Annotated in this window: 11 protein-coding genes; all 11 read left to right on the top strand. The window is 64.8% G+C overall.

All coding sequences use genetic code 11. The features are described 5' to 3' along the window. Positions 1-2 precede the first annotated feature (2 nt). The 11 genes from pigE to AC2ISB_RS16315 are packed head-to-tail and all read left to right on the top strand — an operon-like array spanning position 3 to position 13,508. Positions 3-2,537: a prodigiosin MAP biosynthesis aminotransferase PigE gene (gene pigE, locus AC2ISB_RS16365; protein ID WP_330647125.1), complete on the top strand. Its 2,535-nt coding sequence runs from the start codon at positions 3-5 to the stop codon at positions 2,535-2,537. Positions 2,538-2,547: 10 nt separating this feature from the next. Beyond that, positions 2,548-3,564 carry a methyltransferase gene (locus tag AC2ISB_RS16360; protein ID WP_486577240.1) on the top strand — a complete coding sequence of 339 codons (1,017 nt, stop codon included), beginning with the start codon at positions 2,548-2,550 and terminating at the stop codon, positions 3,562-3,564. Positions 3,565-3,585: 21 nt separating this feature from the next. Next, a complete protein-coding gene (locus AC2ISB_RS16355) occupies positions 3,586-3,834 on the top strand; it encodes an acyl carrier protein (protein WP_330647127.1) in 249 nt (82 codons plus the stop codon). Positions 3,835-3,869: 35 nt separating this feature from the next. Further along, on the top strand, positions 3,870-5,507 hold the full coding sequence (locus tag AC2ISB_RS16350) for an aminotransferase class I/II-fold pyridoxal phosphate-dependent enzyme (RefSeq protein WP_486577239.1): 1,638 nt from the start codon (positions 3,870-3,872) through the stop codon (positions 5,505-5,507). After that, positions 5,500-7,122 carry an AMP-binding protein gene (locus tag AC2ISB_RS16345; protein ID WP_330647129.1) on the top strand — a complete coding sequence of 541 codons (1,623 nt, stop codon included), beginning with the start codon at positions 5,500-5,502 and terminating at the stop codon, positions 7,120-7,122. The genes AC2ISB_RS16350 and AC2ISB_RS16345 overlap by 8 nt, the downstream gene beginning before the upstream one ends. Further along, on the top strand, positions 7,119-9,500 hold the full coding sequence (locus tag AC2ISB_RS16340) for a beta-ketoacyl synthase N-terminal-like domain-containing protein (protein WP_486577238.1): 2,382 nt from the start codon (positions 7,119-7,121) through the stop codon (positions 9,498-9,500). Before AC2ISB_RS16345 ends, AC2ISB_RS16340 begins: the two co-directional genes overlap by 4 nt. Then, on the top strand, positions 9,491-9,811 hold the full coding sequence (locus AC2ISB_RS16335) for a hypothetical protein (RefSeq protein WP_486577237.1): 321 nt from the start codon (positions 9,491-9,493) through the stop codon (positions 9,809-9,811). The genes AC2ISB_RS16340 and AC2ISB_RS16335 overlap by 10 nt, the downstream gene beginning before the upstream one ends. Continuing rightward, complete coding sequence (locus AC2ISB_RS16330; protein ID WP_486577236.1) at positions 9,808-10,485, top strand: 4'-phosphopantetheinyl transferase family protein; 678 nt, start codon at positions 9,808-9,810, stop codon at positions 10,483-10,485. The genes AC2ISB_RS16335 and AC2ISB_RS16330 overlap by 4 nt, the downstream gene beginning before the upstream one ends. Continuing rightward, complete coding sequence (locus AC2ISB_RS16325; protein ID WP_486577235.1) at positions 10,482-11,588, top strand: nitroreductase family protein; 1,107 nt, start codon at positions 10,482-10,484, stop codon at positions 11,586-11,588. The genes AC2ISB_RS16330 and AC2ISB_RS16325 overlap by 4 nt, the downstream gene beginning before the upstream one ends. Positions 11,589-11,597: 9 nt before the next feature. Then, entirely contained in the window at positions 11,598-12,746 is a 1,149-nt protein-coding gene (gene pigA, locus AC2ISB_RS16320) for a prodigiosin MBC biosynthesis dehydrogenase PigA (protein ID WP_486577233.1), read from the top strand. Between the two features lie 21 nt (positions 12,747-12,767). Continuing rightward, positions 12,768-13,508, top strand: coding sequence for a DUF1295 domain-containing protein (locus AC2ISB_RS16315; RefSeq protein ID WP_486577231.1), 741 nt, complete (start codon positions 12,768-12,770; stop codon positions 13,506-13,508). Positions 13,509-13,520: the final 12 nt, after the last annotated feature.

Genomic DNA, 13,520 nt, shown 5'->3' with positions numbered 1-13,520 from the left:
CCATGCGCTTCGGTTTCATCGCCCATCCGACCTCTGTCCCTTTGAAACGCTATGTGAAAATGCTCGATCTGGTGCAGCGCAGCAGCCAGGATTTCCACAGCGGCTATTCCCGCGATCTCTGGTCGCATAACAACCTTGTGCCCTTCATGAATTTCGACCGCATCGTCAGCGCGACAGGGGCCGAGACCTCGGGGCAGGTGCGCTATCTGCCGCTGACCGCACAGGAAATGATCCATGACGCTCAAGGCAGCCTGCGCCGCGTCATCCAAGGCACAAAATCGCTGGCCGCTGACGGGGCCGATCTGGTGGGGCTGGGCGGGTTCACCTCTATCGTCGGGCGTCGCGGGATCGAGGTCGCCAATGCCAGCCCCGTTCCTGTCACCAGCGGCAATTCCCTGACCGCTTATGCCGCCTATCGGGCGCTGCAACAGGTCATGCGCTGGATGCAGCTACGCCCCAGCGATCACCGTGTCTGCATCGTGGGCTATCCCGGCTCTATCGCGCTGGTGATTGCGCGGTTGCTGCTGGAGGAAGGCGTCGAACTGGATCTTGTCCACCGCCAAGGGGCCAAACCCGAGGATCTGCTCGCGCATCTGCCCGAACGCTGGCACCACAAGCTGCGCCTGAGCGGCGATATCTCGGCCTTCTATGGCGAGACCCGCTTTTTCGTGGCCGCCACATCGGCGGGCGGGGTGATCGACGCACATCGCCTTGCCGCCGGTTCAATCGTGATCGATGTGGCGCTGCCGCGCGATGTCGAGGAAAGCGTGGCCACCCAGCGCGAGGATATCCTGATCATCGATGGCGGCTGTGTGACCGCTTCCGATCAGGTGCGGATCGGCGGCGAAAGCCTGAATCTAACCATCAAGCAGCAACTCAATGCCTGTCTGGCCGAAACGCTGGTGCTGGCTCTGGAAGGCCGCGCCGAGATCTATTCCATCGGGCGCAGTCTGGACAGCGAGAAGGTGCTGGCGATTGGCGAGATCGCCCAGCGGCATGGCTTTGCCCCCGATCCGCTGGCCTCCTATGGCCAGCGCGTCGAGCCCTCGTTCGTTGCCAGCTTCCGCCGCTATCACTGCACCGACCGCCCAAAGGAAAGCGGGCTGACCGCGCAACCGATCCTCCCCGAACGCCACAGCCAGACCCATTATGATACCGCGCAGCGTTTCCGCCGCCATATCAACCCCTATCTGGCCGATTTCCTGCAGACCCTGCATTGCGACCGCGTCTTCGAGACGGCGCAGGGCGTGGTGCTGACCGATACCGAGGGGCAGGACTATCTGGATTTCGTGGCGGGCTATGGCTGCCTCAATCTGGGGCATAACCCGCCCGCCGTGGTGACCTCGCTACAGGCGTTTCTGGCCGGATCGCAGCCCAATTTCGTGCAATATGTCTCGTTCCCAAAACAGACGGCGCTGCTGGCCGAGCGGCTTTGCCAGACCGTGGGCGGGCGGATGGAGCGGGTGTTCTTCTCGAATTCGGGCACCGAGGCCATCGAGGCCGCGCTGAAACTGGCGCGCGCCGCCTCCGCGCACCACATCATCGCCCATGTCGAGAACAGCTATCATGGCAAGACCCTCGGCGCGCTTTCGGTGACCGGACGCGACAAACACCAGCGCCCGTTCCGCCCGCTGCTGCCGGGCACGGTCTCTGTGCCCTTTGGCGATCTGGACGCGCTGGAGGCGGTTCTGTCGCAAGGCGATATCGCGGCGTTCATCGTCGAGCCGATCCTGGGCGAAGGCGGGGTGCATGTGCCGCCCGAGGGCTATCTGCGCGGCGTCCGCCAGCTGTGTGACCGCTATGGCGTGCTGCTGATCCTTGACGAGGTGCAGACCGGTATGGGGCGCACGGGGCGTTTTCTGGCCAGCCAGTGGGAGGGCATCCATGCCGATATCCTGTGCCTGTCGAAATCGCTCTCGGGCGGTCTGATGCCGATTGGCGCGACGCTGTGCCGTGCGGAGACATGGGACCGTGCCTATGGCAGCAGTGACCGCTTTGTGGCGCATAGCTCCACCTTTGGCGGAGGCAATATGGCCGCAGTTGCGGGGCTTGCCACGCTGGAGGCGATGGCCGACGGGACGGTGATGGACAATGCCCATCGGGTCGGTGAGGCGCTGCGCCACAAGCTGGCCGAAGCCACCGCCGAATTCCCCTTTATCGGCGAGATCCGCGGCAAGGGTCTGATGCTGGCGGTGGCCTTTGCCGCCGACTTCTCGGGGGCGGTCTCGGCCGGGGCGCATGAATTTGCCACCCGCCTGCCCGGCGACTGGCACATGACATGGCGCTTCCTGCCCGATCAGGTCCGCGAGAACCTGCTGGACGCGATGCGCCGCTTCGAAGGGTCGCTGTCGGAAATGTTCTGCATGCGCTTCGTCACCAAGCTGGCACAGGATCACAACATCCTCACCTTCGTCACCGCGAATTCCAACACCGTCATCCGTCTGCAACCCCCTCTGACGCTGACGCAGGATCAGGCCGACCGTTTCGTCGAGGCCTTCCGTGCCGTCTGCGCCGACATGTCGACCTTCCTGAACTGAGGACCAATTCATGGACACTCCCCTTGCCCATGTCAGCGGCACCCTGTTGTCATTTTTCAACGCACAGGCGCTGATCAGCGGCTACGAGCTTGGCATTTTCGAGGCCGCCCGCGACGGGGCCCAGGCCCGCGAGATCTGCGCCACCTGCGCCCTGCCCGAAAGTTCGGGCCAGCAACTGCTGATCGCGCTGGCAACGATGGGCTTTCTGAGCCGCACCCAAGCGGGCTTCGCGCTGCCCGCCGATCTGCGCCCCTATCTGCTGCGGGACGGCGCAGCCTATATGGGCGGGCTGGCCCGCCATGCGGCCAAATTCCTCTACCCGCTCTGGGGACAGGCCGCCGCTGGCATCCGCGAGAACCGCAACCAGCGCGAGAAGGTCTTCAACGACCCGCGCAAATGGTTCGAGATGCTGTATTCGGACCCTGCCGATGTCGCGGATTTCCACGCCTTCCTCAGCGTGCTGGCCGATCCTTTCGTGGAAAGCTTTACCCGTGACTTCGACTTCACCCCCTATCGCAGCTTCCTCGATATCGGCTCGGGGCGTGCCGCATTGCCGCGCGCGGTGCTGGCGGCCAATCCGCAGCTTGACGCCGCGGTCTGCGACCTGCCCGAGGCCGCGACCCATATGCGCAAGGAACTGGCGCAGGCGGGCATGGACGGGCGCATCGCGGTGTATGAAGGGGATGTGATCACGGGGAACCTGCCCGAGATTTCGGCCGATCTCGTGCATATGGGCTGGATGCTGCATGATTACAGCGCCGAGACCCAAGCCACGATCCTGTCCAACCTCTTTGCAGCCCTGCCCCCCAAAGCCACCTTCATCGCCAGCGAGACACCGCTTGATGATGACCTGTCCGGCCCCGCCTTTGTCGCGCTGTTGTCGATCAATATGCTCGTCTCCTGCGATGGCGGCATCGAAAGCACGACGGGGCAATATCTCGAACGTTTCCGCGCGGCGGGCTTTGTGAACGTGCGTGCCGCATCGCTGGCGGGACCGCGTGTCCTGCTGATCGGCGAAAAACCCTGACCCTGAAGACTGGACCCGATTATGGAACAACAGATCCTTGAGATTATCGAAGAGAATTACGGCCTTGGCCAAGATCAGGCGCTGACGCCCGACACGCCGCTGCTGGAGCTGAACATTCTCGATTCCAGCGCCTTCTTCGACCTGATCGAGCTGCTTCAGGCGCAGTTCGACATTCAGGTGCCGCTGACGAAAATCGTGCCGGAAAACTTTGCCGATATCCGCGCGATTGCCCGCATGACCACCGAGTTGATGACACCGGGCGTGGCCTGACACGTCCTGCGGACGCCCCCAACAGGAGAGATGAGATGAGCGACGACCAGACCACCCTGGACCTTTCGCGTGACGAAACCGCGCTCGCGCTGACCCTTACGGTCGTGCAGCACCATACCGGCTACAGCCCCGAACAGCTTTCGCCCGAGGCCGAATTCGAGGCCGATCTGGGCATTGACAGCATCGTCCTGCTGGAGATCCATTCCGATCTGATGGGCCGGTGCAACTGTGCAGGGGGCAGTCTGGACGGGATCCGTTCGATCCGTGATCTCACCCGCCAGCTGCTGGAGCGGCTTGGCGCTGCGCCCCTGCCCGAATTGGCGGCGCAACCGGCCCCGAGCGGGGCGGCGGATCTGGTCGACACCCTGCTCAATGCCGCGCAGGACGCCCCCACCGAGGACGTGCGCCCCGTTGCGCCGCAAGACACCCGCACCATGCGCGATTTTGCCGACCTGCCCAGCCGTGACCTGTTCCATAAGGCCAGGGAATTCAGCGCCTTCTATCAGGCCCAACGGGCGCAGGGCTATTACTGGTACGGAATGCCGCTGGAGACCCCCTGCCAGAACCGCGCGGTGATTTTTGACGAGGTGGCGGGCCGCCCCCGCGAATTCCTGATGTTCGCTTCGAACAACTATCTCGGGCTGGCCAATGACCCGCGGGTGCTCGAGGCCATCCGCGATGCCGCAACCCGCTATGGGGCGACCAATACCGGCTGCCGCCTGATTGGCGGGTCGAATATCCTGCATAAAGAGCTGGAAACAAAACTGTCGCTGCTGAAGGGCACCGAGGATTCCATCGTGTTCCCCTCCGGCTATTCCGCCAATCTGGGCACGATCTCGGCGCTCTGTTCGCAGCGTGACATGGTCTTTACCGATGCGATCAACCATATGAGCATCCAAGATGGCTGCAAGCTGTCGGGGGCCTCGCGCAAGATCTACCAGCACAGCATCGCCTCGCTGGAACGCACGCTGGAACGCAGTGCCGATGCCGAGGGCGGGCGCCTGATCGTGACCGATGGCGTGTTCTCCATGCATGGCGATATCGTCGATCTGCCGCGTCTGGTGGAGCTGGCGCGCAAATACGACGCCAAGGTGCTGGTGGATGATGCCCATTCCACCGGTGTGCTGGGCAAGACGGGGTCGGGCACCAGCGAGCATTTCGGGATGAAGGGGCAGGTCGATCTGGAACTGGGCACCTTCTCGAAAACGCTCGCAGGCGTTGGCGGCTTTGTCGCGGCGCGGGCCGAGGTGGTGGAATATCTGCGCTTCTACGCCAATTCCTATGTGTTCGCCGCCACCATCCCCGCCCATGTCGCGGCAGGGTTGATCATGTCGATCGAGCTGATGATGACCGAGCCGCAACGGCTGGCCACACTCTGGCGCAATATCGACCATCTCAAGAGCCGCCTGCTGCGGGCGGGCTTCGATCTGGGCGAGACCCAGAGCGCGATCCTGCCCGTCGTCATCGGTGATGACCGCAAGACACTGGAACTGGGGCGTGCGGTCCGGTCCCGCGGGATGTTCTGCCAGACCGTGGTCTTCCCCGGCGTGGCGGTGGGCGATGCACGGCTGCGTATTTCGGTCACCTCGGAACATACGCTGGAAGATCTCGATCTGGCCGCCCAGATCCTGATCGAAAGCGCCAAGGAAGTGGGGATCGAGGTCGATGACTGACATCTCCCGCCAGCAGGCCGCGCCGTTCACACCGGTCACACAGGGGCTGCGCGTTCATGCAGCCCGCACGCCCGAGGCCCCGTGCCTGAAGGGCGAGACGCCGCTGTCCTATGGCGCGCTTTACACACAGGTCGCGCGTCTGGCCGGTCACCTGCAGATCGCGGGCCTCTCGGAAGGGCATCGCCTCGCGATCTGGACCCAGAAGGGCCCGCAGGCGATCACCGCGATCTGGGGGGCGCTGGAAGCGGGGCTTGCCTATATCCCGCTTGACCCCTCGCAACCGGGCGAGCGGGCGGCAAGAATTCTGGCCGAGGCGCACCCCGAGGTGCTGGTGGTCTCGCCCGATCTTCTGGCCCATCTGCCCGGTCCGCTGCCCGACAGCCTGCAACTGGTCATCTTCAGCGATTGCGCCGACACGGCGGAACTGCCCGCGCTTCCGGTGCCCAGCCTGCGGCTCGACCGGCTGGCTCCGGTGCCGCACCACCCCGCACAGCCGCAACCCGACTGGATTGCCGCGATCCTGTTCACCTCGGGCTCGACAGGTGTGCCGAAGGGCGTGCAGATGTCCTATCGCAATCTCGATGCCTTTATCGGCTGGGCGGTCAAGGAATTCAGCCTCGGCCCCGCCGATGTGATCGGCAACCATGCCAGCTTCCACTTCGATCTCTCGACCTTCGATCTGTTCGCGGCGGCGCGGGCGGGGGCCTCTGTCTGGCCGATCCCCACAACAGAGCAATCCAATATCATCGCCATTTCCGAGGGGCTGAAGCGGTATAGGGTGACAACAGTTTATGCCGTGCCCTCGATCCTGACCATGCTGACCCGTGCCAAGCGGCTGGCCCCTGCCCATGCCCCGGCGCTGCGCCAGATCGCCTTCGCAGGCGAGGTCTTCCCGATTGGCGATCTGCGCGCGATGGCCGCGCAGGTCGGGGCGGATATGCCGCTTTACAATCTCTATGGCCCGACAGAGACCAATGCCTGCACGTTCCATCGCATAACCCCTGCCGATCTGGCAGCCGACCATCCCGCCCCGATTGGCCGCCCCCTTCCCGGCCAGCGCGCGTTCATCCGCGACCCCGAGACCGGCCATGCCGTAGCGCCGGGCGAAAAGGGCGAACTGGTCATCGAAGGGACGATGGTCACGCCCGGCTATCTCAACCATCCCGACCCCGCGATCCAGCGCGATCATGCGGCAGGGCGCCATGCGACGGGGGACATCGTGTCCGAACAGCCCGAAGGTCTGGTCTATCACGGGCGCATCGACCGGATCGTCAAGATCAACGGCAACCGTGTCGAGCTGGGCGAGATAGAGGCCGCGCTGGCCCGCCATCCGGCGGTAGCCCAAGCGGCCGTGGTGCAGATCCTCGGCCCGCGCGGGGCGGCACTGGTGGCCTTTGTGACTCCGGTCCATGCCGCGCATCCGCCCGCGCAAATGGAGATCTTGGAGCATCTGCGCGACCTCCTGCCCCGTTTCATGCTGCCCCGCCATATGAAGATCATGTCGGATCTGCCGCGCACCCCCAATGGCAAAACCGATATGCGCCACCTCCAGCGTATCGCGGAAGATGCCTTCCTGCCGGGCCCGCGCCACAGCCACAGAGTCGAACCCGTATGACCCAGCCCTCCCGCACCCTTGCAGGCGCCAGCCCCGCAATGCCATATCCACAGACCCGTCTGGCCTGCAAACTGGCGATTGTCGCGGCCAGACACGCGGTAGCGGGGCCGGTGCAACCCTATCCGCCGAACCGGCTGGCGGCCTGCGACCCGCGGATCGCGGCGGAACTGTCCGGCCTACGGGTGGCGCTTCTGCCCCCGCCTCCCTGCCCGGCGGCAAGTTTCCGGATCCCGCCGATCTACGAACGGGCCGTCTCTATGCTGACGCTCAATCTGCTCTGGCTCGCGCGCGAGGCGGTTTCGGCACAGCCGCTTTCGGACCATGCGGACCGCACCGATATCCTTGTCACCATCTGCGGCGGGTTCGATGCCACATTGCGCAATGCGCTCAAGGTGGCGGGCGTGCGCGCATTGGCCCAGTCCCCGCCCGAGCCTCTGGCGCAGGGCCGCAAGCGTTTGCAGGAGGCCTTCGGCTCGACCACCCATGACAAGGTCGGCGAGATGGCCAGTATCATCGCCGCCCGCATCGGCATCGAAACCAAGGCACGGGGCCGGATTCTGGCGCTGGAAAATGCCGAGGCCGGTCTGGTCAACGCCTTGCAGATGGCCTCGCTCAACCTGAGTGACGGAAGCAGCGACAGGGTGATCATCGGCACCGGCCAGCGTATCGAAGGGGCGCATATGGCGGCGGTGCTACAGCATCGCTTCGGGCCGGATCTGGTGCTGGAGGAAGGCGCAAGCCTTCTGGTCCTGCGCAGGCTCGATCTGGCGCAAAAGGACGGCGACCCCATTCTGGGCGTGATCGAGACCGCCGATCTTGGTGCAGTCGACCCCGTTCAGCCCCCCGCTCCGACAGGGCGTTACGGGCTGGGCCACGAGGTCGCACGCCAGTTGCGGGACGCGCTGGAAACCCTGCCACAAACCGGACAGGCCGTGCTTGCGGGCCGTTCGCTTTACGGACAGCGCTGGCAGTTGCGCCTGTCGCGCGACGCCCAGCACGGCACTGAGAACGGCGCACAAACCAACGCATCCCCCCCACCGCGCGCCGCCCCCTTGGCCATTCTGGGCAGCGGGGCCTGCTATGGCCCCTTCACCACGCGCGCGCAGGTCGGTCAGGCGTTTCGCGACGGCGAAAATGGCATCGGCCCTGTCAGCGCGGAAGCCCTGCCCCGCAGCTGTGCCTTCGATCCCCAGAAACAAGCCCCCCTGACCAGCTATTCCGATCAGGGGGCCGAAAGCCCTGTCACGGCGGCTCCCGATGCCACCCGCGCCTTGGCCTACAGGGTCGCGAAGGAGGCGCTGTCTCAGGCGGGGGCCACGCCGGACTGGGGGCGCTGGTCGATCATTCTGGCAACGCAGCTTTGCACCAATCTGGAACGTCAGGTCTCGAACGCGGTGCACCAAAGCGCGCTCGAGGCCATTCTGGGCAGCGATATCGCCCCGCCGCCCACCCCGACGCCCGCCCCGCTGCCGCAGACCCCGCTTTGCGAGATGCTCCCGAGCCATCTGGTCAGGCAGCTCAGTGTGGAATTCGGGCTGGCGGCCAGCGGCCTGACGGTCGAAAGTGCCTGTGCCTCATCACTGGCGGCGCTGGATCTGGCCCGCGCCCAGTTGCGCGCGGGGCAGGCCGATGCGGTGCTGGTGATTGCGGCGGAAACCCCGATCAACCAGCGCGATTTCACGCTCTGCTCGGCGCAAAGGATGCTCTCGGCGGGCCGCATCGCGCCCTTCTGCCAGACTGCGGATGGTTTCTCGCCCGGGGACGGGGCGGGCGCGGTGGTGCTGCGGCGGCTGGCGGATTGCGCCACCGAGACCAGCGAGGCCAGCACGATCGAAGGGGTCATTCTGGGCATTGGCGGGTCGTCGGATGCGCTGTCCTTTACCGCCCCCGATGCCAGCGGCCAGATGCGGGCGATGCAGCGTGCGCTGGAAGATGCGGCCATTGCCCCCGAGACGGTCAGCTATGTCGAGGCGCATGGCACCGGCACCCGACGCGGCGACGGGATCGAGATCGAGGCGCTGAATGCGGTCTATGCCGCGCAGCGCCACGGACCGGCCAGTCTGGGTTCGGTCAAATCGCTGATCGGGCACAGCTTTGCAGCCGCCGGTATGGCGGGACTGTTCCGTGCGCTGGAGGCCGTACAGACAGGACAGACCCCGCCCACCCTGCTGCGCGGCGCGCTGAGCACGGAACTGGGGCTGGAGGCTGGCGGCTGGCAGATCCGTCCGACGGCGGACACCTCTTCCCCTGCGGACCGCATGCCCGCCCCCCATCGCCGCGCCGCCGTCAATGCGCTTGGCACGGGTGGCACGAATTTTCACATGATTATCGAAGCAGCCCCCGCTGCATTGGACGAAACGGATCATATATGCATTTGATTATCCACAAAATCCGCCTGCTCGCCCCCGAACAGGCCGCGGCCTTCGAAGCATGGGTGCTCGGCACCGATTACGCGACTTGCCCGCAGCTGCCCAGCGTCGAGGCCTTCAGCGTCCAGCGTGCCGATGCCGGACAGGGCTTCGACTATTTCGAGGTCATCACCGTCACCTCGCAAGCCGCCTTCGAGGCCGATATGGCCAGCGCGACCTTTGCCAGCCTCGTCGCGGCATTTTCCGGCATGGCCGAGGTTGTCGAAGAGCTTTCCGGCGCGCAGCTTGGCCAAGGCTACCGGCGCGCGGCCTGCCTATGATCACCGTCACCCATCTGCGTCTTGGCCCCCATTGCCCCACCGCCCTGACGCTACAGGACGGGCCAAGCGACAGGCTGCGCAGCTTGGCCGCAAAGGTGCTGTCCCCACCCGAGCACGATCTGTGGTACAGTTTCGGACAGCACAAGAAGCAGCGCGAGTGGCTGGCCGGTCGGCTGGCCGCCAAGATCGCATTGCGGCGACAGATGCCCCGCTTGGGCCCCTTGCGGACGCTCTCGCTGCTGCCGCGCGAGGGGCGCAGCGGGCCGGTGGCGGGGCCGCAGGGCTGGCAGGTGTCTCTGGCCCATAGCGGCGCATACGCGCTGGCTGCCTGCGCGCGCCATCCTCTGGGGGTCGATATCGAGACGCGGACCACGTTCCGGCCCGAGATCCTGCCCTATTTCCTGAGCACGACCGAGCGCGATCTGCTGGGCCCGCTCCCCCCGGACGACCCGCGTCTGCCAGTGCTCTGGGCGGTCAAGGAAGCCGTGTTGAAAACCCGCCTTGCCCGCAGTCTTGCCGAGATTTCCGACATCTTCTGGACAGGCTGGGGCCACGGGTGCCGCATCGCCGTCAGGGATGCCCGCCTGCCCTGCCTGACCGCGTTTGGCGGGATCTGGCGCGGCACGGCGGTTGCGGTGGCCTCGGCACATATCCACACGGAGGCCCGCGCATGACGCAGATCCCACCGCTGATCACCCAAGCCGCCTCGATCGCACGATGGGCACCGTCATCTCATAATTGCCAGCCGTGGCAGGTCAGCCTGCAGGCCCTGCCGCAGGAGCGCAGCTATCAGGCGCTTCTGACGCTGGATGAGACGGCCCGTCTGGCGGCGCTGGACACGCTTGCGGCGGAGATGGCCCTGAGCCTCGGGCTGTTTGCAGGCATTTTCTGCCATGTGCTGGACTTGGGCGGCGCGCAATGGCGCTGCCATGTCGAAGGGGACAGGGCGCTGCGGATCACGATCACCCTGCCGGCTGTGGAAACGCGCACGGGGCTGGATGCCTTTGCCGAACAGGTCCGCAACCGGCGCACCACCCGTGGCCCCTTCGCCGCAACCCCCATCAGCCGCGCCGATTGCGCGCGTCTGGCGGCACGCCACTGGCCACTGCTGGGCACCGGCCAGCCGGCCGACCTAAGGATCATCCAAGACCCGCAGACCCGTCAGAAGGTGGCGGCTCTTGTGGCCCATTACGGGGCGCTGGATTTCTCGAATTTCGCTGCATGGTCAGAGACCTACCGCCATATCCATTTCCAGCCCGCGCCACAGGTCGCAAAAACGCGCGGCTTCCCGATCGAGGCGCTGCTCGGGCCGCTACCGACGCTCAGGCGCAAGCTGCTGCAACTGCTTCTGCATCCGGTCACGATGCAATGCCTGCGCCCGTTCGGGCTGGCGCGGACATTGGCACGCGAACTGGCCGATCTGGTGCGCACCACCCCTGCCATCCTGATTTTGCAGGCACGGACACCGAACCTGTCCTTTGGCGATCTGCTGGAAACCGGCAACCGGCTGGCCGAGCTGTGGCTGGCGGCGGCGCATCTGGGGTTGCAGATCCATCCGCTGAGCGTGCTTCTCCAACACGCGCGCCCGCGTGACGCATTGCGCCTATCGCTCCGGCTCACGGAGTGGCCCTGTTTCATCGCCCGTCTCGGAGCACAAAAACCGGCGGAGATCGTCACCCCGCGCGTGGAAACCAGTGTGATCCTGCATGCGACCTCCGCGCAGCGCGACCCCTGTGCCGCTCCCTGTGCCGACCATTCCCCCTTACTGTCTGACTGAAGGTCTGTCATGGATTTCTCCCTTTCCCCCGAACAGCAGGAGCGCAACAGCCATCTGGCGCGCTTTGCCCAAGATTTTGCCGCAACCTGCGCCAAGGACCCGCAGTCCCCGTCTGGCTTCTCGCGCCCGCAATGGGACAGGCTCTGCGCGATGGGGCTGGCGGGGCTGCCGCTGCCCGAGACCTATGGCGGCACCGCGGCAGGTGCGCTTGAAACCATCCAGAGCTACGAGACAATCGCCCGTCATGTCCCCGATCTGGGCTTGTTGTTTTCGCTTTGTGCGCATCTCTTCGCCTGTGTCATTCCGGTCTGGCGGGGCGGCACAGACAGCCAGAAAACCGACTGGCTGCCCGCAATGGCACAGGGCCGCAAAATCGCCGCCAACGCGATTTCAGAAGAGGGGTCCGGCTCGGATGTCTTCGCCATGAAAACGCGGGCAGAGAAACAGGGGGGGCACTATATCCTCAACGGCACGAAGCGGTTTATCACCAACGCCCCTGTCGCGGATATGCTGGTGGCCTATGCCCGGACCGATGCGACCTCTTCCTTTTTCGGGATCAGCTGTTTCGTGCTGCCCACCGATCATCCCGGCGTGACGATCAGCGCCGAGGAAAGCAAGTCAGGCCTGCGCTCCAGCCCGTGGGGCAGCGTGCATTTCCAAGATTGCGCGCTGCCGGAAAGCTTCCGGATCGGGCCGGAAGGTGCCGGAGCCAGCCTGTTCCACGAGAGCATGGTCTGGGAAAGATGCTGCCTGTTTTCCATCTATCTGGGCGCGATGGAGCGCATTCTGGCGCTCTGTCTGGAGCATGCGCGCACCCGCGTGCAATTCGGGCGCCATATCGGGGCCAATCAGGCCATCTCGAACCGGCTGGTCGATATGCGCCTGAAAATCGAGACCGCACGGCTTTTGCTGTATAAGGCGGCATGGCTCTATGATCAGGGCAAGCCCTGCGAGCAGACCGTCGCCCTGAGCAAGATCTGGATCGCGGAATCGGCGGTGCAGATCGGACAGGATGCAATGCAGATTTTCGGCGGCGAGGCGATGACGGCTACCCATCCCGTGAACCGGTTTCTCAATGACGCCATGCCCGCGCGGATTTTCTCGGGCAGCTCCGAAATGCAGCGCGAGATCGTCGCCCGCGCGATGAAATTACGTTAACCATTCAAGAAAGATATAGAAATGACCCCTGTCTATTGGATCATGATCGCGATCACCGTGCTGTTCACGCTTTTGAGCATGCTGTCGGCATGGCGCACGGGCGACACCAAATGGCCCTTTGTCTTCGGCTTTTTCAGCATCCTGCCCGTCACCATCGTGCTGGCCGTTCAGGGCGAGGGCGCTGCGTGGCGGCGCTGGATGATCGTGGCGCTGGTGGCGGTCTATGTGGCGCGGATGCTGTATACGCTGCTGATCTGGTTCAATGCGACAGGGGCGGCCAAGCTGAAGGATCAGGTCAAACCCAGCCAGTTTCTGGTCCTGCCGCTGGTCTTGGTGCCGGTGTTCTGCTGGCTCTATCCGCTGCCCTTCTTTGCCGCGATGGACCGCACCGATCCGTTCGGGCTTTATGATGCGCTGACGCTGATCTGCTATGCTTTGGGCACGCTGTTCCATCTGGGGGCGGATTACCAGAAATGGGCCTTCAAGCAGAACCCCGAAAATCGCGGCAAGCTGCTGCATGGCGGGTTCTGGGGCCTGTCGCGCCATCCCAATTATTTCGGGGATTTCCTGATTTACCTGTCTTTCGCACTGGTCTCTGTCTGGCCTTGGGGGCTGGTCGCGCCGGTGGTGAACCTCTTGCAGTATTTCTTCGATGCGATCCCGAAAAACGAGAAACTCTCGCAAGAACGGCATGGCGAGAACTGGGCGCGCTACTGCCGCTCGACCCCGCTCTTCCTGCCCTATGGCGCGTTCAAATCCTGACCACCGCGCGGG

Source organism: Thioclava sp. NS-SX20 (genome assembly GCF_057380695.1).
The sequence above is the reverse complement of the archived record's forward strand: the minus strand, read 5'-3'. Positions and strand labels throughout refer to the sequence as shown.